We start from the raw sequence: 24370 nt of genomic DNA, 5'->3' as shown, positions 1-24370 counted from the left end.
TACGCACGACAGAGCCCCCCGCCGGACCCGGTCCGGCGGGGGGCTCTGCCCGTACGCGTCCTGGCGTCAGGAGTTGTACGTCGACTGCGCGCGCTCCAGGCCCTCCTGGAGCAGGCACTCCACCGCGTCCGCCGACCGGTCCACGAACCAGTCCAGCTCCTTGCGCTCGGTGGAGGAGAAGTCCTTCAGCACGAAGTCGGCCACCTGCATCCGGCCCGGCGGACGACCGATGCCGCAGCGCACCCGGTGGTAGTCCGGGCCCATCGACTTCGTCATCGACTTCAGGCCGTTGTGCCCGTTGTCCCCGCCGCCCAGCTTGAGCCGCAGCGTCGGGTAGTCGATGTCCAGCTCGTCGTGGACCGCCACGATCCGGTCCAGCGGCACCTTGTAGAAGTCGCGCAGCGCCGTCACCGGCCCGCCCGACAGGTTCATGAAGGACATCGGCTTCGCCAGCACCACGCGCCGGTTCAGCGGCCCCGGCGGGCCGATCCGGCCCTCCACGACCTGCGCCCGCGCCTTGTGCGCCTTGAACTTGCCGCGCATCCGCTCCGCGAGCAGGTCGACCACCATGAACCCGATGTTGTGCCGGTTGCCCGCGTACTCGGCGCCCGGGTTGCCCAGACCCACGATCAGCCAGGGCGCCGTGTCGTCCGACATCAAAAGCTCCTTCGAGGTCCTACAGGGTCCTACAGGGGGTTACAGGGGTCCCGCAACGAAACGACCGCCGTCCCGCTCCAGTGGAGCCGGACGGCGGTCGGTCAGCAACTGATGTGCGGTGAGGCTCAGGCCTCGGCGCCGGCGGCCGGCTCCTCGGCCTGCGGGGCGACGACCTGCAGGACGGCGATGTCACCGTCGACGGCCAGCGTGGTGCCGGCCGGCAGGACGAGGTCCTTGGCGTGGATGGTGGCGCCGGCCTCGAGGCCCGCGATGGAGACGGTGACCTCGGTCGGGATGTGGGTGGCCTCGGCCTCGACCGAGATGGTGTTCTGGAGGGTCTCCAGCATGTTGCCACCGGCGGCCAGGTCGCCCTCGGTCACGATCGCGACGTCGACGGTGACCTTCTCGCCCTTCTTGACGATCAGGTAGTCGACGTGGGAGATCGAGCGCTTCAGCGGGTGCTTCTGCACGGCCTTCGGGATGACCAGCTCGGAGCCGCCGCCCGCGATGTCCAGGGAGAGCAGGACGTTCGCGGTGCGCAGCGCCAGCTGCAGGCTGTGCGCCTCGACGTCGACGTGCTTCGGCTCGGTGCCGTGGCCGTAGATGACGCCGGGGACGAAGCCGTCGCGACGGGCCTGGCGGGAAGCACCCTTGCCGAAGTCGGTACGGGTCTTGGCGGCAAGCTTGATCTCAGCCATGTTCACTCCTCGTGGGATGACGGAATTGGACTCGAACGTCACCCGGCCGAAACACGGCCTGCTACGAAGAGCGCGTCGATAACGGAGCACCGGAACCCGTTCGGAAACAGGTACGGCCTCCCTCGCCGAGCAACTCGGAGAGTGTACCCGGCGGGGAGGCCGTGACCCAAAAGGATCAGCTGCGGCGACTGTTGCCGCCTACCGCTGCTCCGTACCGCTGCTGCTTACTGCTGCTCTTCGAACAGGCTGGTGACCGAGCCGTCCTCGAAGACCTCGCGCACGGCGCGGGCGATCATCGGGGCGATGGACAGCACCGTGATCTTGTCCAGCTCCAGGTCCGAGGGGTCCGGCAGCGTGTTCGTGAACACGAACTCGCTGACCTTCGAGTTCTTCAGACGGTCCGCGGCCGGGCCCGACAGGATGCCGTGCGTGGCCGTCACGATGACGTCCTCCGCGCCGTGCGCGAAGAGCGCGTCGGCGGCGGCGCAGATGGTGCCACCGGTGTCGATCATGTCGTCGACCAGGACGCAGACGCGGCCCTTGACCTCACCGACGACCTCGTGGACGGTCACCTGGTTGGCGACGTCCTTGTCGCGGCGCTTGTGCACGATCGCCAGCGGCGCGTCGAGGCGGTCGCACCAGCGGTCGGCGACGCGCACGCGGCCGGCGTCCGGCGAGACGATCGTCAGCTTGGAACGGTCCACCTTGGCGCCGACGTAGTCCGCGAGGACCGACAGGGCGGAGAGATGGTCGACCGGGCCGTCGAAGAAGCCCTGGATCTGGTCGGTGTGCAGGTCGACCGTGAGGATCCGGTCGGCGCCCGCGGTCTTCAGCAGGTCCGCGACCAGGCGGGCCGAGATCGGCTCGCGGCCCTTGTGCTTCTTGTCCTGACGGGCGTAGCCGTAGGACGGCACGATCACGGTGATCGAGCGGGCCGACGCGCGCTTCAGCGCGTCGATCATGATCAGCTGCTCCATGATCCACTTGTTGATCGGAGCCGTGTGGCTCTGGATCAGGAAGCAGTCCGCGCCACGAGCCGACTCCTGGAAGCGGACGTAGATCTCGCCGTTCGCGAAGTCGAAAGCCTTGGTCGGCACGAGACCGACACCGAGCTGGTGCGCGACCTCCTCGGCCAGCTCGGGGTGGGCGCGGCCGGAGAAGAGCATCAGCTTCTTCTCGCCGGTCGTCTTGATCCCGGTCACAGCACAGTCTCCTCAGACGTGTTGAAAGCTGCTCGCCCCCATGTGCGTCCGTCCCGCACACGGTGAGCCAGCCGAATTGCGTGCACCTATCACGGTACGCCGTCACGGGCGCACCTGTTTCCGGTCAGTTCACCCTCAGGCCTTGTCGGAGCCCTCCTGGGCCCCCGACGTTGCCGCCTGAGCCGCGGCGCTTCCCGGACGCTTGCGGGCCACCCAGCCCTCGATATTCCGCTGCTGGCCACGGGCCACGGCCAGTGCGCCGGGCGGAACGTCCTTCGTGATCACCGATCCGGCCGCCGTGTAGGCGCCGTCCCCGATGGTGACGGGAGCCACAAACATGTTGTCGGAGCCCGTCTTGCAGTGTGAGCCGACGACCGTGTGGTGCTTGTGTTCGCCGTCGTAGTTCACGAAGACGCTCGCGGCGCCGATGTTCGTGTACTCGCCGATGGTCGCGTCGCCGACGTAGGAGAGGTGCGGCACCTTGGTGCCCTCGCCGATCGTGGCGTTCTTCATCTCGACGTACGTGCCGGCCTTGGACTTGAACCCGAGGTTCGTGCCCGGACGCAGGTACGCGAACGGCCCCACCGAGGCGGCGGCCCCGATCACGGCCGTGTCCGCCACCGTGTTGTCCACGCGGGCGCCCGCGCCCACCGTGGTGTCCTTCAGGCGGGTGTTCGGGCCGACCTCGGCGCCCTCCGCGAGGTGCGTGGCACCGAGGAGCTGGGTTCCCGGGTGCACGATCGCGTCCTGGCCGAAGCTCACGGTCACGTCGACGAAGGTGGAGGTCGGGTCGATCACCGTCACGCCCGCGAGCATGGCCCGCTCCAGCAGGCGTGCGTTGAGCAGGGCGCGGGCCTCGGCCAGCTGGACCCGGTTGTTGATCCCGAGGATCTCGCGGTGGTCCGGGCCGATGGCCGCGCCGACGCGGTGCCCGCCCGTGCGCAGGATCTCCAGGACGTCGGTGAGGTACTCCTCGCCCTGGCTGTTGTCCGTGCGGACCTTGCCGAGCGCGTCGCTGAGCAGCGCCCCGTCGAAGGCGAAGACCCCGGAGTTGATCTCCAGGATCGCGCGCTGGGCGTCGGTGGCGTCCTTGTGCTCGACGATGGCGGTGACGGCGCCGGTGGCCGCGTCGCGGATGATCCGCCCGTAGCCGGTGGAGTCGGGGACCTCGGCCGTCAGCACGGTGACGGCGTTGCCGTCGGCCTCGTGCGTGGCGGTCAGCCGGGCCAGGGTCTCGCCGGTCAGCAGCGGGGTGTCGCCGCAGACGACGACGACCGTGCCGGTGATCTCGCCGCCGAGCTCTTCGAGGCCCATGCGGACGGCGTGCCCGGTGCCGTTCTGCTCGTGCTGGACGGCGGTGCGGACGGCGGCGTCGACGGTGGCGAGGTGGGCGGTGACCTGCTCGCGGGCGTGGCCGACGACCACGACCAGGTGCGCGGGGTCCAGCTCGCGCGAGGCGGCGACGACGTGACCGACGAGGGTCCGCCCGCAGATCTCGTGCAGAACCTTGGGGGTCGCGGACTTCATGCGGGTGCCTTCCCCCGCTGCGAGTACGACGACGGCTGCCGGGCGATTGGCGCTCACGGATGGGCCCTTCGGCTTCGGGTGCTGGACCCGACGAAGGATAGCGGGGGGTGGGAGGCCCCAAACGAACGCGGGTCCCGACCGAGGAGGTCAGGACCCGTACGTGTGCGGCTCCCCCGCCAGGACTCGAACCCGGACATAAGGCACCAAAAGCCTCAGTGCTGCCAATTACACCACAGGGGATGGTTAATCAACCCAAACCTGGACATTCCTGCTTTGGCCCCGATCTGCGCCGCCCCCACTATGCCGCACCGGACGCCCTGCGTGCGACGGTAAATGGCAGCACTTCGAGCCCGGTTCGCACCGGGGCCCGAGCCCCTGACCCGGCGGGGAGGGCCCGAAGGGATTTGCGCGGGTGCGCGCGGGGGCCCGTGCGTAGGCTGGCCGCATGACCTTGACGGGGGAAGAGCGGGGCGGCGCCGGGCGGGACGGGCCGTTGTGGTGGTGGGAGCGGCCACGGGAGGCCGCGCTGGACGTGGGGCTCGGCGTGCTGTCCGCCGCCGAGTGCGGGTTCGAGGGGATCGCCTTCGCGCGCGAGACCGGGACGCCCCCGGTGCTCGGGGTGCTGCTGGGGGTCCTGGTCGGTGGCGCGCTGGTGGCGCGCCGGCGCTGGCCCGTGGCCGTGGTGGTGCTCGCGATCGCGATCACACCGGCGGCGATGGGGTTCCTGTTGGGCGTGGTGGGCCTGTACACGCTGGCGGCCTCCGAGGCGCCGCGCCGGGTGACCGTCGTACTGGGGTCGATGTCGCTGGCGGGGACCTTCGTCGTCACCTATGTGCGCACGCGCGGGGACGTCGAGGGCGAGGGGTTCCTCGTCGTCGTGCTGTCGGTGTTCATGGCGGTGGCCCTGACCGTGCCGCCGGTGCTGTTCGGCCTGTACCTGGGGGCCCGGCGGCGGCTGATGGAGAGCCTCCAGGAGCGGGCGGACTCGCTGGAGCGGGAGCTGTCGCTGCTGGCGGACCGGGCGGAGGAGCGGGCCGAGTGGGCGCGTACGGAGGAGCGCACCCGGATCGCGCGCGAGATGCACGACGTGGTGGCCCACCGGGTGTCGCTGATGGTGGTGCACGCGGCGGCGCTGGAGGCGGTGGCGGTGAAGGACCCGGCGAAGGCGGTGCGCAACGCCGCGCTGGTGGGTGACATGGGGCGCCAGGCGTTGACGGAGCTGCGGGAGATGCTCGGGGTGCTCCGGGCCTCCTCGACCGCGCCGGCGCCGGCCCGGACCGTCCTGGCCACGGCCGGGACGGCGGAGGACGGGCCCTCGCTCGGCGAGCTGGAGGCGCTGGTCGGGCAGTCCCGGGCGGCCGGGATGGTGGTGGCCTTCGAGGTGCACGGGGAGCCGGCGGGGGCGGCCGCGGGGTACGCGGCCGAGGTGGAGCAGACGGCGTACCGGGTGGTGCAGGAGGCGCTGACCAACTGCCACAAGCACGCGCCGGGCGCGCGGGTCGTCGTACGCCTCGCGCACCGGGCGGGCGAGGTGGCCATGCAGGTGGAGAACGGCCCGTGCGACGGCGAGGCCGCCGAGCCGGGGCTGCCCAGCGGCGGGAACGGGCTGGTGGGGATGCGGGAGCGGGTGCTCGCGCTGGGCGGGGTCTTCGTCTCGGGCCCGCTGGACGGCGGCGGGTTCCGGGTGTCGGCGGTACTGCCGGGCGGGTCGGGCGGCACGGCCACGGGGGCCGGCGCGGGGACGGGGGCGGCGCGATGAGCTGGGATCCGGCGGCGGAGCTGACGGCGGACGAGCGGCGGTCCTTCGGGAGCGGGGCCGCCCACTGGGCGGAGCTGGTGCCGCTGAACGTGCCGGGGCCGTTCTACACGCGGACGAACGACAACTGCTGGACCGGGCGGATCGAGGCGCCCATGAGCGTGATGTACGGGGGCGCGTACTTCGAGGAGTACGTCTTCCGGCAGCCGCGGAACCCGCACGAGGTGCGGGACCTGGCCCGGGCCGCCGACGTCGAGGTCACCGGCGGGTACGGGTGGGACGGCGACCGGTGGTGGACGCCCGCGCTGGTGCGGGGCTGGTGGGCGGACCGGGGGCGGGTCGAGGCGGACCTCACCGCTTCGCTGGCCGCCTTCGCGCGGGCGACCGACGAGCAGAACGCCGACGCCGCCGCCGGAGTGGCCCGGGCGCGGGCGTACCTCGCCGGGGCGCTGGCCGATGACCTGCGCGCCTACCTCTTCCGGCTGGAGGAGGGGCGCTACCCCCGGGCCGGGGAGCGGCTGCCGGGGCTCACCCCCTAGGGCCGTCAGCCCGTCGTGAGGCGGGTCGGTTGGAGGCCGGTGAGGAGGGCGGTGAGGGCCTCGTCGATGGTCGCGCCGAGGTACCAGTCGCCGGTGTGGTCGACGCAGTAGACGCGGCCCTCGGAGTCGACGGCGAGGTGCGAGGCCCCGTCGGCTTCGGTGCCGAGGGGGCAGAGCCGGGTGGACAGGGCGCGGCCCAGGTCGGCGAAGGTGCGGGCGAGGTGCAGCCCGGTGAGGGGGTCGACGCGGACGGTCGTCGGGGCTATCTGCCGGCCGGGCCCGGGGGCGGTGACGGTGAGCCCGCCGAACTCGGCCCAGGCCTCGACGGCGGCGGGGAAGACCGTGTGCCGGTGGCCGGCGGGGGTGGTGTGGTCGCGCAGGGAGTCGGCCCAGTACTCGGCCTGTTTGATGTCCCAGCGGCCGGGCTGCCACCCGGCGGTGCGCAGCGCGGTGTCGACGGCCTGCGGGAAGCGGGTCGCCGAGGAGCGGTCGTAGGAGGCTGAGGTGGTCATCGGCGTGGGGTCAGGCCTTCTCGGGGGCGGGTGCGGTGAGGTCGACGGCCCGGACGCCGAAGTGGGCGAGCATCGCGTCGCAGGAGCGGCACGGGGGTGCGTAGCTGCCGTGCAGGGGGTCGCCCGCTTCGCGGATGCGGCTGGCGGTGATCCTGGCGTGCTTGAGCGAGCGGCGGGCCTCGTTCGGGGTCAGCGGCTTGCGGGAGGCGCGGCGGCTGCGACCGTCCTCGACGGCCGCGAGGTGGCGCGAGAGCAGGATCGCCTCCGGGCACCGGCCGGTGAAACGTTCGCGCTGGCCACTCGTGAGGGTGTCGAGGAAGTCCTGGACGAGGGGGTGCAGCACGGGTGGCTGGTCGCCCTTGCCCGCGGTGCCCGTCAGGGTCTCGCCGCGGACGGAGAGGGCGGCGGCGATGGTGGGGAGGATGCCGTCGCGACGGAAGCGCAGCACCGGGACGGCGGGGCCGTCGGTGCTGCTCCACCGCAGTCTGGGGTCGCCCGCGGTGCCGGTGGCGTGGGCGGTGGCGCCGTCGGGTGCGTCTCCCGCCGGGCCGTTCTGCCGGTCCGCGCGGGCCGGTGTGCTGGCAATCGTGTTCCGCATCTGGCGCTTTCCCTCCCGTGGCCGCGGCGCCGACCGCTGTCGGGCCGCTGTCGCGCACGCCCCCGTGCTGCGGGGACAGCCTGTCAAATGTCCCCTGTGGTGCGGAAGCGGGGTCGAATATTCGTATCAATTCGGATGTTCCCGGTCGGGGGCCCCGGGCGGCCCTCAGGGGCCCGGCCTGGGGAGGGTGCCGGTCTTGCCGCACCGCTTAGGCTGTGCTGAACCAGCCAGATCCAGCAGGGGGCTACCGCCATGACGACAGGTCGGCTCGGGCAGCAGGCCGCGCCACCCAACGCCGCGTACTCCGGGCAGGTCGTGCACTTCCCGGACCCGGTCCGGGCCGCGCGCCATCCCCAGGGAGTGCGGATCGGTGGGGACGGTCATCCCGACTTCGCGCGGTACGCGCGGGCGGCGGTGGAGATCGCCGAACCGCCGGAGGGCTTCGGCGTGGACGAGCTGCGGCTGACGGACTACGTGTCCGCGAACGCCGCCATGCACGCGGCGGGGCACGCGCTGTGGGACACCGTGGGACCGGTGGCGACCCCGCACGGCTGGACCTGGCACCACGTGGCCCGTTCGCGGCGCCTGGAGCTGGTCCCGGTCGAGGTGAAGGCGCTGCTGCGGCACCACGCCGGTCTGGCGACGGCGCCGGTGGACCACGACAAGCGCGGGACGCGGGCGCTCCAGGAGGTCCGCCCGGTGCACCTGGGGCTGCCGAAGTCGGTGGTGTCGGTGTCCGAGGCGCAGGTGCAGGGCGTCGAGGAGGACCTCGGCTACCGGCTGCCGGAGGCGTACCGCTCGTTCCTCAAGGCGGCGGGCGGCTGCGCGCCGGTCGGGGCCGGGCTGGACGTGGACCTGGGGCTGCTGGTGGACCAGCCGTTCTTCACGGTGCGCGAGGAGGCGGCGGTCAATGACCTGGTGTACGTCAACAAGTGTCTGCGGGACCACCTGACGAAGGACTACCTGTGCGTGGCCTTCGCACAGGGCGGTCTGATCGCGGTGAAGGTCAAGGGCGAGGCGCTCGGTTCGGTGTGGTTCTCCCCGTACGACGACGCGCGCGACCGGGACGGCTGGTCGGTCCAGGAGCGCGTGGAGCGTCTGTTGCTGCCGTGCGGTACCGATTTCGACGCCTTTCTCGAACGATTGGCGGGCAACCCGCCGGAGCTGGAGACGGTGGCCGGTCTGATGGTGGACGGCGGATTCGCGCGTTCGGTTCCGGCAACGGTGGAGGGGTGACGGCGCGGTGGTGACGTTTGCGCAGGCGCAGGAGCGCGCCGAGGAATGGATCAACGGGGACGTGCCCGGATACCAGCAGCGCGAGGTGCGGGTACGGGAGTTCGGCCTCGGCTTCGTGGTGTGGGCCGAGGACCGGGCGGGCGGCCCGGTGTCGGCCGGCGGCCGGCAGCGGCTGGTGATCGCGCGGGACAGCGGTGAGGCGACGCTGTGGCCGGGACTGCCGGTGGGCGAGGTGATCCGGCGCTACGAGGAGGAGTACGGGGTGTCGGCGGCGGCGCCGGAACCGTCGGTGCCGCCGCAGCGGATCGACGCGGAGCAGACGTCCTTCATCCTGAGCCCGCCGGAGTGGTTGCAGGAGGCGGCGGACCGGGCGGGGATCGCGCCGCGGGCCGAGGCGCCCGCCGCACCGGCTGTTCCTGTTGCTCCTGTTGTCCCCGCGGCGCCGGCCGCGCCCGCCGTGCGGCCCGTCGGGGAGACGCCGTGGGCCGGTACGGACGTGAACGCGGGGTCGGACGACGTGTCCGTGCCGCTGCCCGCGACGGTGTTCGCGCCGCCGCTGTCCGGGACGGACCTGGAGGGTGCTCCGGTGCCCGCCGTCTCGGCGGAGGCGAGGACGCAGCTCCTCTCGGGTGGCAGCCAGCTCCCGGCGACCGCGATCGCCCCGGCGCTGGGCGCGGGTCCGCGGCCGGGCTCGGGTGCGGCTCCGGCCGCGCCGCCCGCTCCCGCTCCCGTTCCCGCCGCTCCCGCTCCCGCGTCCTCCGTGCCCGGGAGCGACATCGCCGACGCGCCGACGAGCAAGGCCCGGGTGAACCGGCCCTCGCCGTCGGTGCCGCCGGGTCCGCCCGGCGTTCCGGGTGCGCCCGGCGCCGGTCAGCCGCCCGCGCCGCCTGGTCCGCCCGGTGCCCCCGGCGGGTCGGCGCAGTACGCCGCGACCATGCTGGCGGGCCCGGCCGTGAGCCAGCCGCCCGCGCCGCCCGGCCCGCCCGGTGCTCCCGGCGCTCCGGGTGGCAGTGGGGGAGGCCAGGCCCAGTACGCCGCCACGATGTTGGCCGGTCCGGCCGTGAGCCAGCCGCCGGCGCCGCCCGGCCCGCCCGGTGCTCCGGGTGCGCCCGGCGCCGGTCAGCCGCCCACGCCGCCCGGTCCGCCCGGCGCCCCGGGCGGCGGCGCGGTGCAGCACGCCGCCACGATGCTCGCCGGTCCTGCCGTGAGCCAGCCGCCCGCGCCGCCGGGTCCGCCCGGTGCGCCCGGTGGCGGCGCCGGCGCGGCCCAGCACGCCGCGACGATGCTGGCCGGTCCGGGCGCCGCGGGTCGGCCGCCGGCGCCGCCCGGGCCCGTTCCGCAGGCGCCCCAGCCGCCGCAGGCGCAGTCGCACGCGCCGCAGCAGCCCGGGGTGCCCACGGTCGGCCCCGGCTACCAGGCCGTCCTGCGCTACCGCGGCCAGGACGGCTCCGAGCAGCAGCTCATCCGCCGCTCGGCGCCCGGCACCCCGCACCCGGAGTGGCAGATCCTGCACGAGCTGCGCGCGATGGGCGTGCCCCCGCAGCAGGTCCTGGAGCTGCACACCGAGCTGGAGTCCTGTGAGCTGCCCGGCGGTTACTGCGCACGGATGATCCGCGAGACCTGGCCGCAGGTGCGGATCACGAGCGTGGCGCCGTACGGCACGGACCACGCGGGCCGTCAGCAGGGCATGCGCCACCTGCTCACCCACCAGGGCGAGCTGCACCAGGTGGCGGACGGTCCGGCGCGTCCCGCGCCGGTGCGCGCGCCGCTGCCGCAGGTGCCGTTGGAGCCCGCGATCCCGCTGGAGGCGATCGCGTCGGAGCTGACGCAGGCCTTCGGCCCGCAGGGCGTCTTCCGCTTCGAGCAGCGCGCGGTGTCCCGTCAGGGCGTGCCGGAGATCGTGGCGCAGACGCTGGTGTGGTCGGGCCTGCCGGTGGACTTCGGTCCGTTCTTCTGGGCGCAGGCGGTGCCGGGCCAGCCGGTGCCGACGCTGGCGGAGATGGCCGCGCAGCGGCAGGTGCAGCCGGCTCCGGACGCCGGTTCGTACCTGGTCGTCGGCAGCGACTTCGGCAAGGCGATCTGCGTGCAGTACGGGACGGCGCACATCGTGGCGGTTCCCGTCGAGGCGGGTCCGGGCGGTGGCACGGTGGCGCCGCAGTTCGTGAATTCGAGCCTGCCGCAGTTCGCGCGCTCGCTGGCGATGCTGGGGTACATGTGGCGGTTGCGCATGCACCTGACGCCCGACCAGGCGGGGCGCTGGACCAGCGACTTCCAGATGAAGCTGGCGGCGCTGGACAGCGCGGCGCTGGCCTCGCCGGAGAACTGGTGGTCCGTGCTGCTGGAGCAGATGTGGGACGGCTTGCTCTGACGAACGGATCCGACGACCCGCTCCGACGGCTCGATCCGACGACCCGATCGAAGGATCGACCGATCCTCGGTTGATCCGAAGATCGGGTGGGCATCTCTTGTGCGTGGCCGGGCCGGGACCCCCGAACGGGGTCCCGGCCCGGCCATTGCCGCTTCTGTACGTAAATGACGCATCCTTGACAGGAACCAACGCGCATCGGCCACAAGCCGCACGCCACGCGAGAGAGGCGCTTTCAGGATGAGTGCACCCATGTCACCGCGACCTCAGGGCTTCGCGACCGTGCGCGGCCGCGCCTATCGGACGGACGAGGTGGACCGCTACCTCGCCCGGCTCTCCGGCGGCCGTGACGAGGCGTGGGAACGGGTGGCCCGGCTGACGGTGCTCGCGCGCCAGTTGGAGGAGGAGTCGCAGCGACTGGCCGCGGCGGTGGCCTCGCTGGCGCCCCAGACGTACGACGACCTGAGCGAGCGGGCGCGGCGGATCCTGGCACTGGTGCAGGAGGAGGCCGACAGCGTACGGGCGGACGCGCGGGCGGACGTGTCGGCGATCCAGGGCGCCGCCGAGGCGCACGCGGACCGCGCGGCGGAGCTGGCCCGCCACGACGCGGACGCGGTGCGGGACCAGACGGAGGTACGGGCCACCCAGGGCCTGGCGCGCGCCCAGCGCGAGGCGGACGAGGCCCGGGCGGAGGCCCGCCAGGACGCGACGGCCCTGCGGACCCAGGCGCACGCGACCCTGACGCAGACCCGACGGCGCTGCGAGGCGCTGCTGGCGGACCAGGGGCAGGACCACGTGGAGCGCCGGGACGCCGCGGAGCGGGAGCTGGCGGCGCGGGAGGCCGAGCTGGAGGCCCGGCACGCCGAGTTGGAGCGGTACGCGCAGGCGCGGCTGGCGGACGCCCGGCGGGAGTCCGCGGAGCAGGAGGAGGCCGCCCGGCACGGGCAGGAGGACGCGGAGGCGCGGGCGGCGGAGCTGCTGAGCGGGGCGCGGGTGAAGGAGGAGCGCACGGTGCGCGAGACGGAGCGGATCCTGCGGGAGCACGAGGCGGCGCAGGAGGAGATGCGGGCCCACATGAACCACGTCCGCTCCAGCCTGGCGGCCCTGACGGGCCGGGCCCCGGCGGAGGGCTGACGCCCGCGCCGGAGGCCTCGTTCGCTGGGGTCAGCCGGCCCGCAGGGCGGTCAGGAAGCCGTCGATCAGCGGGGCGATCTCGGGCAGGTGGGTCTCCAGGGCGAAGTGCCCGGCGCCGTCGAAGACGTGGACCTCGGCGTCCGGGAGGTCGCGGGCGTACGCCTTGGCGCCCGCCGGCAGGAAGAAGGGGTCGCCGGCGCCCCACAGCACGAGGGTGGGCGGCCGGTGTGTGCGCAGCCACTCCTGCCAGGCCGGGTACAGGGTGATGTTGTCGCCGTAGTCGAAGGCGAGGTCGGCCTGGGCGTCGGCGCGGCCGGGCAGGTCCAGGAAGTGCTGGTCCAGGGTCCAGCTGTCGGGGGAGAGCAGGGCGGTGTCGGCGACGCCCGCCTCGTACTGGAAGCGGGTGCCGTCGAGCGTGAACAGCCCGCGGACCTGCTCCTCGTTGCCCGGCACTTCGCGGCGCAGCCCGGAGAACTCGCGGGCCATGTCGGAGAGCCCGTCCTCGTAGGCGTTGCCGTTCTGGACGATGAGGCCGGTGATCCGCTCGGGGGCGCGGGTGGCGAGCCGCAGGCCGACCGGGGCGCCGAAGTCGAAGACGTAGAGGGCGAAGCGGTCGAGGCCGAGGGCCACGGTGAAGCCCTCGACGATGTCGGCGAGCCGGTCGAAGGTGTAGGTGAACCCCTCGGGGGCCTCGGTGTGCCCGAAGCCGGGGTAGTCCGGGGCGATCAGGCGGTGGGAGGTGCCGAGCGCGTCCATCAGCCGGCGGAACTGGTGCGAGGCGGTCGGGAAGCCGTGCAGCAGCAGGAGGACCGGGCCGTCGGCGGGGCCGGTCTCGCGGTAGAAGACGCGGACGCCCTCGACGTCGACGTGCCCGTGGCGGACCTGCTGCACCTGCTGGGCTTGCTGGGTCTGCTGGGTCTGCTGCACCTGCGGAACCGAAACGCTGAGCGGAGTGCTCATCACATGCCTCCCCGTGGCTTGGTGGCATTAGTCTTGCCCACGAGGGTCTAATGGGTCAAGAGGCATCTCATCCATTAGCGCGGTAGGGTGGGGGCATGACCGCGACCTTCCCGCTCCTCGGCGAGCCGCTCGCCCTGGACCTCCTCAACACCAGCTCCCCGGCCATGGGCGACCTGATCGCCGACCCGGCCGCCCTCGCCGCTTGGGTGGAGGCGCAGCCGGGACGGCTGACCCCGCTCGCCCGGGTGACCGGTGCCGAGCCGAGCGCCGTCCACGCGGTCCGGGAAGCCGCGCGGGAGGCGCTGGAGGCGGTCCGCCACGACGAGCGGCCGCCGGCCGGCGCGCTGCGGGTCCTGAACGGGGCCCTGGCCGCGGCCCCGGCCCACCGCGCACTCGACTGGACGCCGGGGGAGGGGCTCACCGCGGCCGTGCACCTGCGGGCCGCCGATCCCGCGCGCCGGCTCGCCGCGGAGCTGGCCGGGGCGGTGGCGGACCTGCTGACCGACCCCCGGGTGGCGGACGTCCGCGGCTGCGAGGGCGCCGAGTGCGCGCTGCTCTTCCTCCCCGCGAACCCGCGGCGGCGCTGGTGCGTGGCCGGGATCTGCGGCAACCGGGCCCGGGTGGCCCGCTACTACGCCCGGCACGCCAAGGACGAGGCGTAGGCGCCGGACGTCCTTCGGCGGCGGTCGGGCGGCCGCTGAGCGGTCAGGCGGCGGGGACCGTCTGCGGGTAGAGCACGCTCGGGTCGACGGACAGGGCGGCCTTGAGCTGGGCGGAGTCGTCGTCGGCGAGGATCTCCATCCTCCCGGCCTCGATGCCGTCGAGGGCGGTGCGTACGACGTCGGCGGGGTCGTTCTTCTCCACGTCCCACCCGGCCATCATGTCCGTGTCGGTGCTGGCCATGTGCAGGCCCGTCACCGTGGTCCCCTGGCCCGCGAGTTCGAGGCGGATGCCGTTGGTGAGGCTCCACGCCGCCGCCTTCGACGCGCTGTAGGCGTTGGCCCCGTCGTAGGAGAGCCAGGACATCGCCGACAGGACGTTGAGAACCGCCCCGCCGCCGTTGGCGGCCAGAACGGGGGCGAACGCCCGGACCACGTTGAGGGTGCCGAAGTAGTTGGTTTCCATCTCCAGTCGGATCTTCTCGGGGTCCCCGGTGACGAGGTTCTGCCGGGTGGAGACGCCGGCATTGTTGATCAGGAGAGTGACGTCCGAGGCCGCGGCCGCCGCTTCGGCGACCGACTTCGGATCGGTGATGTCGAGCCTCAGCACCTCCAGGCCGGGGAGGTCGACGAGCTGGGGGGTGCGCGCGGTCGCGTAGACCTTGGTGGCGCCCCGCTGCAGGAGTTGTTGGGCGAAGTGCCTGCCGATGCCGCGGTTGGCGCCGGTGACGAGGGCGACGGAACCGTTGATCTTCATGGAGGTCTCCTGGCGGTGGTGGGGTGAGCCCTGTCCGGGCTGTTCACGGCCCAAGCTAAAACCTGACGTCGACGTGAGAGGCAAGGAACGTGATCCAGGTCATGGAGGAGGCGTTGAGGCGCATCGGTGAGCCGGCCGCCAGGGCGGGCGCGAGCGTGCGGGCACTGCGCTACTACGAGGAGCAGCATCTGCTGGCCTCGGTGCGCGGCCCCAGCGGCCGGCGGCAGTACCAGGACAGCGCGGTCGACCGCGTCCAACTGAATCAGCAGCTGTACGCCGCGGGGGTGCCGAACGGGGCCGCATCGACACCCAGGTCAGCACGCTGATGAAGACCCGGGACCGGCTCGACGCCATCATCACCACGGCTGCCACGGCTGCCACGGCTGCTACGGCTGCCACGGCCAGGAACGCGGGCCGGCCCTGTCCCCGTTGATTCACCTGCTCCTCGGGTTGGAGCCCGAGGATTTTGCCCCGTACCGCCGAAGACGGCACGGGCACCAGGTCCGTCTCCGGACCGTACTAAGGCCGCGGCTCCGGTCGGTCGGTCGGGGCGGGGCGCTGGGCCACGACCTGTGCCGGGGTCGCGATCTGCTCGGGCGCCGGGGCCGGGGCCGCTGCCGGGTCCGCTGCCGGGGGCGGCGGCAACGGGGTCGGGGCCGGGGGCTCGTAGGCGTAGGGGTCGCTGCGCAGGCCGCGGGCCGTCACGTAGACCGTGAAGGGGGCCTCGGGGCCGGTGGTGGGAGCCGGGCGGAGCAGGGTCAGTGAGCCGTCGGCGCCCAGGTCGGCGTCCTGCTGGGGCTCCGCGCCGATGGTGACCTTGGCCCGGCCGTGCATCGCGTCGTCGCCGAAGCCGCCGCCCTCGATGCGCAGGAGGTCGCCCGCGCGCGTGACGCGGGTGATGACCGGATTGGGGCGGGTGGCCACCTTGTTGAGCAGGTAGGCCGCGGCCGGGGCGCCGGTGAGCGCCCAGATCTCCGACGGCAGCTTCGGCAGGCCCGCGCCCACGTCGGCCACGAAGAAGGCGGCGACGTAGAGCATCGTGACGATGCTGAAGGCGACGTACTGGAGGTCCATCAGATCGGTCTGGCCGGAGTCGTTGGAGACGAGCTCGCCCATCGGCAGCGGCTGCGCGGGCGCGGCGGGTCCGGGGTCCGGGGTACCGGGGGCGGGCTGCTTCTCCGGCTTGAAGAGCCGCCCGTTCTGCACGCGCAGGCCGACCACGCCCTTGGCCCCGATGAGGGCCAGGTACGGGCCCCCGAGCAGCGGCAGGTAGACGTCGGTCAGGGGGCCGAAGGGGTTCTCGGGGCTGCGGAACCAGCCGATGCCCTGGGTGAGCCCGTAGCCGAGCAGGACGATCAGCATCCACACGAGCAGCCCGGTCCACGCGGCGGCGAGCGTCTTGGACGTGGACAGCCTGCCGTCGCGGCCGGTGACCAGGCCGGGGTGGGCGCGCAGGGCCCAGTAGGCCAGGCAGAGCGCGGCCAGGAGCGTGAGTAGAGCGGGTAGCCAGGCCATCGTCGTTTCCCCCAGTTCGGTCCCCGTCCGTGGTGTACCGCGTAGCCGGGTCCATGACAAGTGCGCCACGCCGTCGGGGCGTCGGATCGTCGGATCGTCGGTCCGTCAGCCCTGCGGGTCCGCCGGGTCCGTCCGGTCCGTCCGGTCCATCCGGTCCGCCCGGTCCGCCCGCTCCTGGGCCTCCGTCAGCACCGGGAACCGGCGCGGCGCGAGCAGGAGCAGGACCAGTACCGCGGCCACCGCGGCCGCGGTCGCCCCCAGGTAGATGTGGTCCACGGCGGTGGCCACCGCGCCCCGCAGGTAGTCGGCGGCCCCGGCGGGCAGCGCGCCCGGCTCCGCCAGGGCCTTGGACACGTCGTCCAGGTGGGCCGGCAGCCCGATCATCGGGGCGTCGGCCAGCCGGGCCGCGATGGTGGCGTTGGCGACGGCGCCCAGCAGCGCCGCGCCGATGCTCTGGCCGACCTGTCGGGAGAAGAGGACGGAGGCGGTGGTGGTGCCGCGCTCGGCCCAGCCCACCGTGGACTGCACGCCGATCATCAGCGGCAGCTGGAACAGCCCGAGCGCGCAGCCCAGCGCCAGCATCACCAGCGCGGGCTGCCAGGGCCGGGCGTGCACCGGGAGCAGGGTGAAGGAGAAGAGGACGGCGGCGGCCAGGGACATGCCGATGACGGCGCTGTCGCGGAAGCCGATGCGCCGGTAGACGTGCTGGCTGAAGGCGGCGGATATCGGCCAGCTCAGCGTCATCGCCGACATGACGAACCCGGCGCCGATGGGCCCGAGGCCGAGGACGGACTGCGCGTACGTCGGCATGAACACCATCGGGGCCACCATCAGCAGCCCCAGCGCGGCCATGGCGAGATTGACGGCGGCGATGGTGCGCCGGCGCCACACCCACCCCGGCAGTATCGGTTCCTCGGCCCTGCGCTCCACCCAGACCACCACCGCGGCCAGCGCCGCGCTCCCGGCCAGCAGGCCCAGCGAGGGCGCGGACAGCCAGGGCCAGGCGACCCCGCCCTGGACCAGTGCGAAGAGCAGCAGCCCGCCGCAGGCGAACACGGCCAGCGCGCCCGCCCAGTCGATCCGGCCCCGGGCGCCCGCGGTCCGTACCGGCTCGGCCAGGTGCCGGACGATCAGCCACAGCGCCAGCCCGCCGAGCGGCAGGTTGATCAGGAAGATCCAGCGCCAGTCCGCGTAGGCGGCGAGCAGCCCGCCGACCGCGGGGCCGGCGACGGAGGAGGTGGCCCACACGGTGGACATCCGGGACTGGATCCGCGGCCGCTCCTTGAGCGGGTACAGGTCGGCGGCCAGGGTCTGCACCGTGCCCTGGAGGGCGCCGCCGCCCAGCCCCTGGACGATGCGGAAGGCGATCAGCGCGGCCATGTTCCAGGCGGCCGCGCACAGCAGCGAGCCGATCAGGAAGAGGGCCACGCCGAAGAGCAGCACGGGCTTGCGGCCGAAGGTGTCGGACAGCTTCCCGTACACGGGCAGCGAGACGGTGACGGCGAGCAGGTAGCCGGAGAAGAGCCAGGAGAAGACGGAGAAGCCGCCGAGGTCGCCGACGATCTGCGGGACGGCGGTGGCCACGATCGTGCTGTCGAGGGCGACCAGACCCATCGTCAGCATCAGTGCGGCGACCACGGCGGTACGGGGTCGGGCGCGCGCGCCGTCCGTCCCGCCCGTGTCCGCGCTGGTGGCCGCTTCCGCCCCGGTTCCCGCTTCCCCCGTAGTCACCAAGATCCCTTCACTGTGCACGCATCGGCGGAGAACACCATCTCACCGCGGTCCTACCGGCGGTATCCCCCAGGGCCCCTCGCCCGCAGGGTGGACATCCCCTAGGGGCTGCTCCCCAGTAAGGAGCAGAGGCCTTTCGTCCCGACGGAGGAGGCCGAAAGTCCCCCCGGCTTCTTAACTGGTTCCTACGGGCCGCGGGGGGCGGCCCGCACGGGGCCGCTCCCACGGGGGTGGGGCTGGCCCCCGTAAGCATTCGGCCACTGGCACCAGGGCGCCGCCCGCCACCGCCGCACAGACTTCGACGCGGGCCGGGAACCGGTCCGGAAATCAAGGAGAACGCCGTGACAACCGCACTGACCGATACCCGGCACGGGGGAGCTGGAGGGCATGTGGCCGTCGCGGCGCGAGCTCGGCAGGTCGTCAAGGCCTACGGCACGGGCGAGACCCGGGTCGTCGCCCTCGACGGCGTCGACGTGGACATCCACCGCAGCCGCTTCACCGCCATCATGGGTCCGTCGGGCTCCGGCAAGTCGACGCTGATGCACTGCCTGGCCGGTCTCGACACCGTGAGCAGCGGGCAGATCCACCTCGCCGACACCGAGATCACCGGGCTGAAGGACAAGAAGCTCACCCAGCTGCGCCGGGACCGGATCGGCTTCATCTTCCAGGCGTTCAACCTGCTCCCGACGCTGAACGCGCTGGAGAACATCACGCTCCCGATGGACATCGCGGGCCGCAAGCCCGACGCGGAGTGGCTGAACCGGGTCGTGGAGACCGTGGGTCTGGCCGGGCGCCTCAAGCACCGCCCGACCCAGCTGTCCGGCGGCCAGCAGCAGCGCGTGGCCGTGGCGCGCGCCCTGGCCGCCCGCCCCGAGATCATCTTCGGCGACGAGCCGACCGGCAACCTGGACTCGCGGGCGGGCGCCGAGGTCCTCGGCTTCCTGCGCCGCTCGGTCGACGACCTGGGCCAGACGATCGTCATGGTCACCCACGACCCGGTCGCCGCGTCCTACGCGGACCGGGTGCTCTACCTCGCCGACGGCCGGATCGTGGACGAGATGTTCGACCCGACCGCCGAGTCGGTGCTGGACCGCATGAAGGACTTCGACGCGCGCGGGCGGACGTCATGACCGTCATGAAGACCTCGCTGCGCAACTTCGCCGCGCACAAGGGCCGGATGGCGCTCTCGGCGATAGCCGTGCTGCTCTCCGTCGCCTTCGTCTGCGGCACGCTCGTCTTCACCGACACGATGAACGCGACCTTCGACAAGCTGTTCGGGGTCACCAGCGCCGATGTCACGGTCACCCCCAAGGAGGCCGCGGACGAGGGCGAGACCCAGCAGCGCGGCCGCCCCGACGCGCTCGCCGGTTCGGTCGTCGACCAGGTCAAGAAGGTCGAGGGCGTCAAGTCCGCCGAGGGCGGCGTCATCTCGATGGCCGTGACCGTGGTCAACGCCAAGAACGAGAACATGGGCTCGACGACCGGCGCCCCGACCATCGCGGGCAGCTGGAACGACAACGAGCTCAAGTCCATGAAGATCAGCTCCGGGCACGCGCCGCGCGGGCCCACCGAGGTGATGGTCGACGCCGACACGGCGAAGAAGCACCACCTCGCGCTCGGGGACGAGCTGCGCACGATCGCCCTCACCGGTGACCTGCGCGCGAAGATCACCGGCATCGCCACCTTCACGGTGACCAACCCGGGTGCGGCCGTCGTCTACTTCGACACCCCCACCGCCCAGCAGGTCCTGCTCGGTGCCCCCGGCTCCTTCACCCACGTCAACGTCGTCGCCAAGGACGGCGTGAGCGACGACCAGCTGAAGAAGAACATCGCCGCCGCCACCGGCGCGGGCACCTACAAGCTGCAGACCGCCAAGGAGTCCGCGGACGCGGGCCGCAAGGACGTCGGTTCCTTCCTCGACGTCATGAAGTACGCGATGCTCGCCTTCGCCGGGATCGCCTTCCTCGTCGGCATCTTCCTGATCTTCAACACCTTCTCGATGCTGGTCGCCCAGCGCACCCGGGAGATCGGCCTGATGCGCGCCATCGGCGCCGACCGCGGGCAGGTCAACCGCTCCGTCCTGGTCGAGGCCCTGCTGCTCGGCGTGGTCGGCTCGGTGCTCGGCGTCGGCGCGGGCGTCGGCCTGGCCGTGGGGCTGATGAAGCTCATGGGTCAGATGGGGATGCACCTGTCCACCGACGACCTGACCGTGCTGTGGACCACCCCGGTCCTCGGCATCCTGCTCGGGGTCATCGTCACCGTCGTCTCCGCCTACCTCCCGGCCCGGCGGGCCGGCAAGGTCTCCCCGATGGCCGCCCTGCGCGACGCCGGCACCCCCGGCGACCGCAAGGCGGGCGTGGTCCGCGCGGTCATCGGCCTCGTCCTCACCGGCACCGGCGGCGCCGCCCTGTTCGCCGCCGCGGGCGCCACCAAGGCGACCACCGGATCGCTGTGGCTGGGCCTGGGCGTGGTCCTCACCCTGATCGGCTTCATCGTGATCGGCCCGCTGCTGGCCGGCGGCGTGGTCAAGGTGCTGGCCGGCGCGGTGCTGCGGCCCTTCGGTTCGGTCGGCCGGCTCGCCGAGCGCAACGCGCTGCGCAATCCGCGCCGTACGGGCGCCACCGCCGCCGCGCTGATGATCGGCCTGGCCCTGGTGGCCTGCCTGTCGGTGGTCGGCTCCTCGATGGTGGCCTCCGCCACCGACGAGCTCGACCGCTCGGTCGGGGCGGACTTCATCATCCAGTCGCAGAACGGCCAGCCGGTGCTCCCGCAGGCCGACCAGGCGCTGCGCTCCGTCCCCGACATCGACCACGTCACCGCGTACAAGGTCCTCGACGCGAAGATCACCACGCCGGACGGCAAGGCCGAGGACAAGACGCTGTCCGCCGCCGACCCGACCTACGCCCAGGACGTGCGCAAGAAGACCGTCTCCGGCGAGCTGGCGGGCGCGTACGCCAAGAACGCCCTGTCGGTCGGCGAGGGCTACGCGAAGGAACACGGTCTGAAGCTCGGTGACGAGCTGACGGTCGCCTTCAAGGCCGGATCGAGCGCCAAGCTCAAGGTCGGGGCCATCACCTCGGACGAGGGCAGCATCGACCGGGGCGCGATGTACACCAGCATCACGACGGCCGCCCAGTACGTGCCGGCCGACAAGATGCCGCAGAACCTGATCATGTTCGCCAAGGCCGAGGACGGCAAGCAGGACGCCGCCTACAGCGCCATGAAGGACGCGATGGCCGCGTACCCGCAGTACGACGTGCGCAACCAGGCCGACTACAAGAAGAGCCTCAAGGACCAGGTCGGCCAGCTGCTCAACATCGTCTACGGCCTGCTCGCCCTCGCGATCATCGTGGCGGTGCTGGGCGTGGTGAACACCCTGGCCCTCTCGGTGGTCGAGCGGACCCGCGAGATCGGCCTGATGCGCGCCATCGGCCTCTCCCGCCGCCAGTTGCGCCGCATGATCCGGCTGGAGTCGGTGGTCATCGCCCTCTTCGGCGCCCTGCTCGGCCTCGGCCTGGGCATGGGTTGGGGCATCGCCGGTCAGCAACTGCTGGCGCTCCAGGGCCTGAAGGTCCTGGAGATCCCGTGGCCGACGATCCTGGGCGTCTTCGCCGGATCGGCCTTCGTGGGCCTGTTCGCCGCGCTGGTCCCGGCCTTCCGGGCGGGCCGGATGAACGTCCTGAACGCGATCGGCAGCGAGTGACCGCGTAGCGGCCGGTTCGGGGTCCGGCCCCTGGGGCTCCGCCCCAGACCCCGCGCCTCAAACTCCCCCAGCTACCGCTGGGAGGGGCCCCCGGGCGAGGCTGGAAAATCCAGCCCCGCCGGCGTTTGAGGCGCCCCCGGAGGGCTACCGGACCCGCCGCAGCAGGACGAAGCCGCCCGCCTCGTCCGTGCGGACGAACTCCGCGCCCGGGTGCAGGCGGTGGGCCTCGGCGCGGGGGTCGCCGGTGTTACCGGGCGCGTCCGCGAAGACGATCCAGTCGGGCACGAGCCCACGGGTGCCGCCGATCCAGAAGACCCGGCAGCGCGAGGTCAGTCGGGCGATCGGCGCGACGTCCGCCTCCACGCTCGCCCCGTCCGGGATCCCCGCGAACAGCCGCTCGGCCGCCGCGACCCGGTCCGGGATCCGGTACGTCCCCGGCTCGGCGAGCCGGGCCAGCGGCAGCGTGGTCACGCTGAGCGCGAGGGCGGTGGCCAGCACGGCGGAGGGCAGTTGCAGGGCGTACGCCCGCAGCCACGGCCGCGGCGAGCGCCGGGCGCGGTCCACCGCGTCGGCGAGGGCCAGCGCGAGGACCGGCATCAGGACGGCGCTGTAGTGCCAGTCGGTGGACCAGTAGTGCGGCTCACCGGAGAGGAACCGCCAGCCGAGGGTGGGCACGGCCACCAGCAGCAACGGTGAGCGCGGCGCGAGCAGCCCGGTGGTGGGGACCAGCAGCCAGGCCAGGGTGGCGAGTTTGACGCCGAGGCCGTCCGTCAGGGCCGCCTCGGGGGTCCCGGCGGTCATCTTGGCCCAGTAGTCGTAGCCGCCGGCCGTGTTGAAGGCGGGGATGACCACGGTGAAGACCAGGACGCTCGCGGCGGTCCCGAAGGCGGCGGTGAGGGCGGCGAGCCGGACCGCGCGCGCATCGCCCGCCGCCCGGGCCCGCCAACCCACCACGCAGGCCAGCGCGGCGAGGGTGAACCCGAGGTCCTCCTTGACCAGCACCAGAGGCAGCCCCCACAGCAGGGCCGCCCGCCAGCGCCGCCGCAGCAGCGCCTCCAGGGCGAAGGCGATCAGCGGGACCGCGAAGCAGATCTCGTGGAAGTCGAATTCGACGGCCCGCTGCATCCCCCAGGACAGGCCGTACGCCGCCCCGACGGCGAGCCCGCGCGCCCGCCCCAGCAGCCGGACCCCGGCCCGGGCGACGGGCACGGCCGAGAGGGCGAAGAGCGCGGCCTGCGCGACGAGCAGGGTGACCGGGGTCGGGAAGAGCCGGTAGAAGGGCGCCAGCAGCGCGGTGACCGGGCTGAAGTGGTCGCCCAGGACGTTGGTGCCCGGCCCCTTGAGGTCGACGACGGGCGCGCGCAGGTGCGCGTAGGAGCGGACCGCCTGCTCGAATATCCCGAGGTCCCAGGACATGGTCTCCAGGCGCTCGAAGCGCAGCACCGAGAGCAGCGCGTAGAGGGCGAAGAGGACCGCGGCCAGGAGGTACGGGGCCCAGTGCCCCGGCGGCCGGTGCGCCGACCCGGGACCCGCTCCCGCAGCGCCGCCGGGCGCGGGCGCGGGAGCGGGAGCGGGCGGCGCGGGGGGCGTCAGTACGGCGTCGCCCCGGGCCCGGCCCGGGGCGTACAGCGCGGTCACCGGCGCGGGCTTTCGCTGACCGGGCCGCCGGAGCCACCCGGTGACCTGGAGGGCCCGGGGGAGCCCGAGCGCCCGGGTCCGGGGCTCGGGGTGATCCCCTGGTCCCCGGAGGCGCTGGTTCCCGGGTCCGGGGCCGAGGGGGTCACGGTGATCCCCGCCCCGTCGCCGGTGCCGGGAGCGGTGCCGGGGAGGGCGGACCCGGATCCCGGGCCGCCGCTCCAGGGCGGGCCCGAGGGGAACACCGACCCGACCGCGGTCGACGGGGTCAGGCCCTGCGGCCCGGACCGGTCGGCGTGCGGCCCGCTGATCCGGGGCGCGGAGGGCGCGGCCGGCGGCACCTCCCGCTGCCCGGGGCCCGTACCGAGGCCGACGGCGGCGAAGGCGCCGCCCGCGCCCAGCAGGCACACCGCGCAGGCGGACACGGCCGCCAGCCGGCGCCGTCTGCGCCGGGTCCCGCGCTCCTCGACCAGTGCGACCGGGGCGGGCAGCACCCGGCCACCGCCCTCCCCGGCGGCCCGCTTGAACGCGTCGCCGAGCAGGTCGTCGTAGCCGAGCGGGTCCTCGTAGCCGGGCGGGCCCTCGTAGCCGAGCGGTTCCTGGGGCTCCGGGGAATCACTCACCGCGCGCCTCCTCGAAGTGCGGCCGGAGCGCGGCGCGCGCCCGGGACAGGTGGGTCTTGACGGTGCCCTCCGCGATGCCGGTCTCGGCGGCCACCTGCTGCACGGACAGGTCGCAGACGTAGAAGAGGACGGCCACCCGCCGCTGCCGCTCGGGCAGCGTGCGCAGGGCGCCGACGAGCGCCACCGTCGCGGGATCGGGTGAATCGGAGGCGGCCGGTGCCGGGGCGCCGTGGCGCCGCCAGGCCTCGGCGGCCCGCCCGCGCCGGCGCCAGCGGCTCACGGCGAGCCGCCAGGCCACCGTGCGGATCCAGGCCTCGGGCCCGGCGTCCCGGGAGAGCCGGGACCTCCTGGCCCAGGCCCGTACGAAGGCCTCCTGCACCACGTCCTGCGCCTCGTGCAGGTCGCCGATCATCAGATAGACCTGTCCCACCAGGTGTTTCACGGAGTGCGCGTAGAACTCCTCGAACTCCTCGACGGTCATGCGGCTCCCGGTGCTGGACAGATTTCGATGGGTATACGCCCCGGCCCCCCGTCCAGGTTGACGTCGCGCACCAAGATCTTCG

21 protein-coding genes, 1 tRNA gene and 1 pseudogene are annotated in these 24370 nt (G+C 73.3%); 9 read left to right on the top strand and 14 right to left on the bottom strand.

Annotated features, from left to right (window positions below):
• Window positions 1-66: 66 nt before the first annotated feature.
• The 5 genes from pth to ACIQWR_RS35440 form a co-directional block, all read right to left on the bottom strand.
• Window positions 67-657, bottom strand: coding sequence for an aminoacyl-tRNA hydrolase (gene pth / locus ACIQWR_RS35460; RefSeq protein ID WP_404018371.1), 591 nt, complete (start codon window positions 655-657; stop codon window positions 67-69).
• A gap of 125 nt (window positions 658-782) precedes the next feature.
• Entirely contained in the window at window positions 783-1355 is a 573-nt protein-coding gene (locus ACIQWR_RS35455) for a 50S ribosomal protein L25/general stress protein Ctc (RefSeq protein WP_404018368.1), read from the bottom strand.
• Between the two features lie 224 nt (window positions 1356-1579).
• Window positions 1580-2557, bottom strand: coding sequence for a ribose-phosphate diphosphokinase (locus ACIQWR_RS35450; protein ID WP_112451977.1), 978 nt, complete (start codon window positions 2555-2557; stop codon window positions 1580-1582).
• Between the two features lie 135 nt (window positions 2558-2692).
• Window positions 2693-4141: a bifunctional UDP-N-acetylglucosamine diphosphorylase/glucosamine-1-phosphate N-acetyltransferase GlmU gene (gene glmU, locus ACIQWR_RS35445; protein ID WP_404018365.1), complete on the bottom strand. Its 1449-nt coding sequence runs from the start codon at window positions 4139-4141 to the stop codon at window positions 2693-2695.
• A gap of 111 nt (window positions 4142-4252) precedes the next feature.
• Window positions 4253-4324 (bottom strand) — tRNA-Gln (locus tag ACIQWR_RS35440).
• 205 nt (window positions 4325-4529) lie between these two features.
• Here ACIQWR_RS35440 and ACIQWR_RS35435 point away from each other — a divergent pair.
• Together ACIQWR_RS35435 and ACIQWR_RS35430 are read left to right on the top strand one after the other, a co-directional pair.
• Window positions 4530-5843 carry a sensor histidine kinase gene (locus ACIQWR_RS35435; RefSeq protein ID WP_404018363.1) on the top strand — a complete coding sequence of 438 codons (1314 nt, stop codon included), beginning with the start codon at window positions 4530-4532 and terminating at the stop codon, window positions 5841-5843.
• Window positions 5840-6379 (top strand): hypothetical protein, encoded by a 540-nt coding sequence (locus ACIQWR_RS35430; RefSeq protein WP_404018361.1) that lies wholly within the window; start codon window positions 5840-5842, stop codon window positions 6377-6379. Before ACIQWR_RS35435 ends, ACIQWR_RS35430 begins: the two co-directional genes overlap by 4 nt.
• Window positions 6380-6384: 5 nt before the next feature.
• Here ACIQWR_RS35430 and ACIQWR_RS35425 read toward each other — a convergent pair whose 3' ends face one another.
• Together ACIQWR_RS35425 and ACIQWR_RS35420 are read right to left on the bottom strand one after the other, a co-directional pair.
• Window positions 6385-6891, bottom strand: coding sequence for an SUKH-3 domain-containing protein (locus tag ACIQWR_RS35425; RefSeq protein WP_404018358.1), 507 nt, complete (start codon window positions 6889-6891; stop codon window positions 6385-6387).
• Between the two features lie 10 nt (window positions 6892-6901).
• Window positions 6902-7489: a YwqJ-related putative deaminase gene (locus ACIQWR_RS35420; protein ID WP_404018356.1), complete on the bottom strand. Its 588-nt coding sequence runs from the start codon at window positions 7487-7489 to the stop codon at window positions 6902-6904.
• 252 nt (window positions 7490-7741) lie between these two features.
• On the opposite strand from ACIQWR_RS35420, the gene ACIQWR_RS35415 reads away from it, so the two are divergent.
• The 3 genes from ACIQWR_RS35415 to ACIQWR_RS35405 all read left to right on the top strand — a co-directional run bounded on the left by ACIQWR_RS35415 (window position 7742) and on the right by ACIQWR_RS35405 (window position 12224).
• Window positions 7742-8725 (top strand): SMI1/KNR4 family protein, encoded by a 984-nt coding sequence (locus ACIQWR_RS35415; RefSeq protein WP_404018354.1) that lies wholly within the window; start codon window positions 7742-7744, stop codon window positions 8723-8725.
• A 7-nt stretch (window positions 8726-8732) separates the two neighbouring features.
• Window positions 8733-11093, top strand: a complete 2361-nt coding sequence (locus ACIQWR_RS35410; protein ID WP_404018351.1) for an SUKH-4 family immunity protein — start codon at window positions 8733-8735, stop codon at window positions 11091-11093.
• 249 nt (window positions 11094-11342) lie between these two features.
• Window positions 11343-12224: a cellulose-binding protein gene (locus ACIQWR_RS35405; RefSeq protein ID WP_404018349.1), complete on the top strand. Its 882-nt coding sequence runs from the start codon at window positions 11343-11345 to the stop codon at window positions 12222-12224.
• Window positions 12225-12254: 30 nt separating this feature from the next.
• On the opposite strand, the gene ACIQWR_RS35400 is transcribed toward ACIQWR_RS35405, so the two are convergent.
• Window positions 12255-13184 (bottom strand): alpha/beta fold hydrolase, encoded by a 930-nt coding sequence (locus tag ACIQWR_RS35400; protein WP_404018347.1) that lies wholly within the window; start codon window positions 13182-13184, stop codon window positions 12255-12257.
• A 95-nt stretch (window positions 13185-13279) separates the two neighbouring features.
• Here ACIQWR_RS35400 and ACIQWR_RS35395 point away from each other — a divergent pair, with 95 nt between their 5' ends.
• Window positions 13280-13846 carry a CGNR zinc finger domain-containing protein gene (locus ACIQWR_RS35395; protein WP_404018345.1) on the top strand — a complete coding sequence of 189 codons (567 nt, stop codon included), beginning with the start codon at window positions 13280-13282 and terminating at the stop codon, window positions 13844-13846.
• A gap of 43 nt (window positions 13847-13889) precedes the next feature.
• Here ACIQWR_RS35395 and ACIQWR_RS35390 read toward each other — a convergent pair whose 3' ends face one another.
• Window positions 13890-14600, bottom strand: coding sequence for an SDR family oxidoreductase (locus ACIQWR_RS35390; RefSeq protein WP_404018342.1), 711 nt, complete (start codon window positions 14598-14600; stop codon window positions 13890-13892).
• A gap of 101 nt (window positions 14601-14701) precedes the next feature.
• Here ACIQWR_RS35390 and ACIQWR_RS35385 point away from each other — a divergent pair.
• Window positions 14702-15033 (top strand): annotated as a pseudogene (locus ACIQWR_RS35385) (MerR family DNA-binding transcriptional regulator).
• Between the two features lie 86 nt (window positions 15034-15119).
• Here ACIQWR_RS35385 and ACIQWR_RS35380 read toward each other — a convergent pair.
• Window positions 15120-16115: a hypothetical protein gene (locus ACIQWR_RS35380; RefSeq protein ID WP_404018339.1), complete on the bottom strand. Its 996-nt coding sequence runs from the start codon at window positions 16113-16115 to the stop codon at window positions 15120-15122.
• A gap of 105 nt (window positions 16116-16220) precedes the next feature.
• On the bottom strand, window positions 16221-17846 hold the full coding sequence (locus ACIQWR_RS35375; RefSeq protein ID WP_404018338.1) for an MDR family MFS transporter: 1626 nt from the start codon (window positions 17844-17846) through the stop codon (window positions 16221-16223).
• A 341-nt stretch (window positions 17847-18187) separates the two neighbouring features.
• Between ACIQWR_RS35375 and ACIQWR_RS35370 the strand changes: the two genes are divergently transcribed.
• Window positions 18188-18976: an ABC transporter ATP-binding protein gene (locus ACIQWR_RS35370; protein WP_404018336.1), complete on the top strand. Its 789-nt coding sequence runs from the start codon at window positions 18188-18190 to the stop codon at window positions 18974-18976.
• A complete protein-coding gene (locus ACIQWR_RS35365; RefSeq protein WP_404018333.1) occupies window positions 18973-21549 on the top strand; it encodes an ABC transporter permease in 2577 nt (858 codons plus the stop codon). The genes ACIQWR_RS35370 and ACIQWR_RS35365 overlap by 4 nt, the downstream gene beginning before the upstream one ends.
• Window positions 21550-21693: 144 nt before the next feature.
• On the opposite strand, the gene ACIQWR_RS35360 is transcribed toward ACIQWR_RS35365, so the two are convergent.
• The 3 genes from ACIQWR_RS35360 to ACIQWR_RS35350 are packed head-to-tail and all read right to left on the bottom strand — an operon-like array spanning window position 21694 to window position 24288.
• Window positions 21694-23187, bottom strand: a complete 1494-nt coding sequence (locus tag ACIQWR_RS35360; RefSeq protein ID WP_404018331.1) for a DUF2079 domain-containing protein — start codon at window positions 23185-23187, stop codon at window positions 21694-21696.
• Window positions 23184-23807, bottom strand: coding sequence for a hypothetical protein (locus tag ACIQWR_RS35355; protein ID WP_404018329.1), 624 nt, complete (start codon window positions 23805-23807; stop codon window positions 23184-23186). The genes ACIQWR_RS35360 and ACIQWR_RS35355 overlap by 4 nt, the downstream gene beginning before the upstream one ends.
• On the bottom strand, window positions 23800-24288 hold the full coding sequence (locus ACIQWR_RS35350) for a SigE family RNA polymerase sigma factor (protein WP_404018326.1): 489 nt from the start codon (window positions 24286-24288) through the stop codon (window positions 23800-23802). The genes ACIQWR_RS35355 and ACIQWR_RS35350 overlap by 8 nt, the downstream gene beginning before the upstream one ends.
• Between the last annotated feature and the right edge of the window lie 82 nt (window positions 24289-24370).

This window comes from Streptomyces sp. NPDC098789, from assembly GCF_044759975.1.
Taxonomy (GTDB): Bacteria; Actinomycetota; Actinomycetes; order Streptomycetales; family Streptomycetaceae; genus Streptomyces.
Note: the sequence above shows the minus strand (reverse complement) of the source record. Positions and strands in the feature narration are given on the sequence as shown.

Coding starts and splice junctions, on each gene's coding strand:
- pth (WP_404018371.1), bottom strand. CDS start 657: ATGTCGGACGACACGGCGCCCTGGCTGATCGTGGGTCTGGGCAACCCG.
- ACIQWR_RS35455 (WP_404018368.1), bottom strand. CDS start 1,355: ATGGCTGAGATCAAGCTTGCCGCCAAGACCCGTACCGACTTCGGCAAG.
- ACIQWR_RS35435 (WP_404018363.1), top strand. CDS start 4,530: ATGACCTTGACGGGGGAAGAGCGGGGCGGCGCCGGGCGGGACGGGCCG.
- ACIQWR_RS35430 (WP_404018361.1), top strand. CDS start 5,840: ATGAGCTGGGATCCGGCGGCGGAGCTGACGGCGGACGAGCGGCGGTCC.
- ACIQWR_RS35425 (WP_404018358.1), bottom strand. CDS start 6,891: ATGACCACCTCAGCCTCCTACGACCGCTCCTCGGCGACCCGCTTCCCG.
- ACIQWR_RS35420 (WP_404018356.1), bottom strand. CDS start 7,489: ATGCGGAACACGATTGCCAGCACACCGGCCCGCGCGGACCGGCAGAAC.
- ACIQWR_RS35415 (WP_404018354.1), top strand. CDS start 7,742: ATGACGACAGGTCGGCTCGGGCAGCAGGCCGCGCCACCCAACGCCGCG.
- ACIQWR_RS35405 (WP_404018349.1), top strand. CDS start 11,343: ATGTCACCGCGACCTCAGGGCTTCGCGACCGTGCGCGGCCGCGCCTAT.
- ACIQWR_RS35400 (WP_404018347.1), bottom strand. CDS start 13,184: ATGAGCACTCCGCTCAGCGTTTCGGTTCCGCAGGTGCAGCAGACCCAG.
- ACIQWR_RS35395 (WP_404018345.1), top strand. CDS start 13,280: ATGACCGCGACCTTCCCGCTCCTCGGCGAGCCGCTCGCCCTGGACCTC.
- ACIQWR_RS35390 (WP_404018342.1), bottom strand. CDS start 14,600: ATGAAGATCAACGGTTCCGTCGCCCTCGTCACCGGCGCCAACCGCGGC.
- ACIQWR_RS35380 (WP_404018339.1), bottom strand. CDS start 16,115: ATGGCCTGGCTACCCGCTCTACTCACGCTCCTGGCCGCGCTCTGCCTG.
- ACIQWR_RS35365 (WP_404018333.1), top strand. CDS start 18,973: ATGACCGTCATGAAGACCTCGCTGCGCAACTTCGCCGCGCACAAGGGC.
- ACIQWR_RS35350 (WP_404018326.1), bottom strand. CDS start 24,288: ATGACCGTCGAGGAGTTCGAGGAGTTCTACGCGCACTCCGTGAAACAC.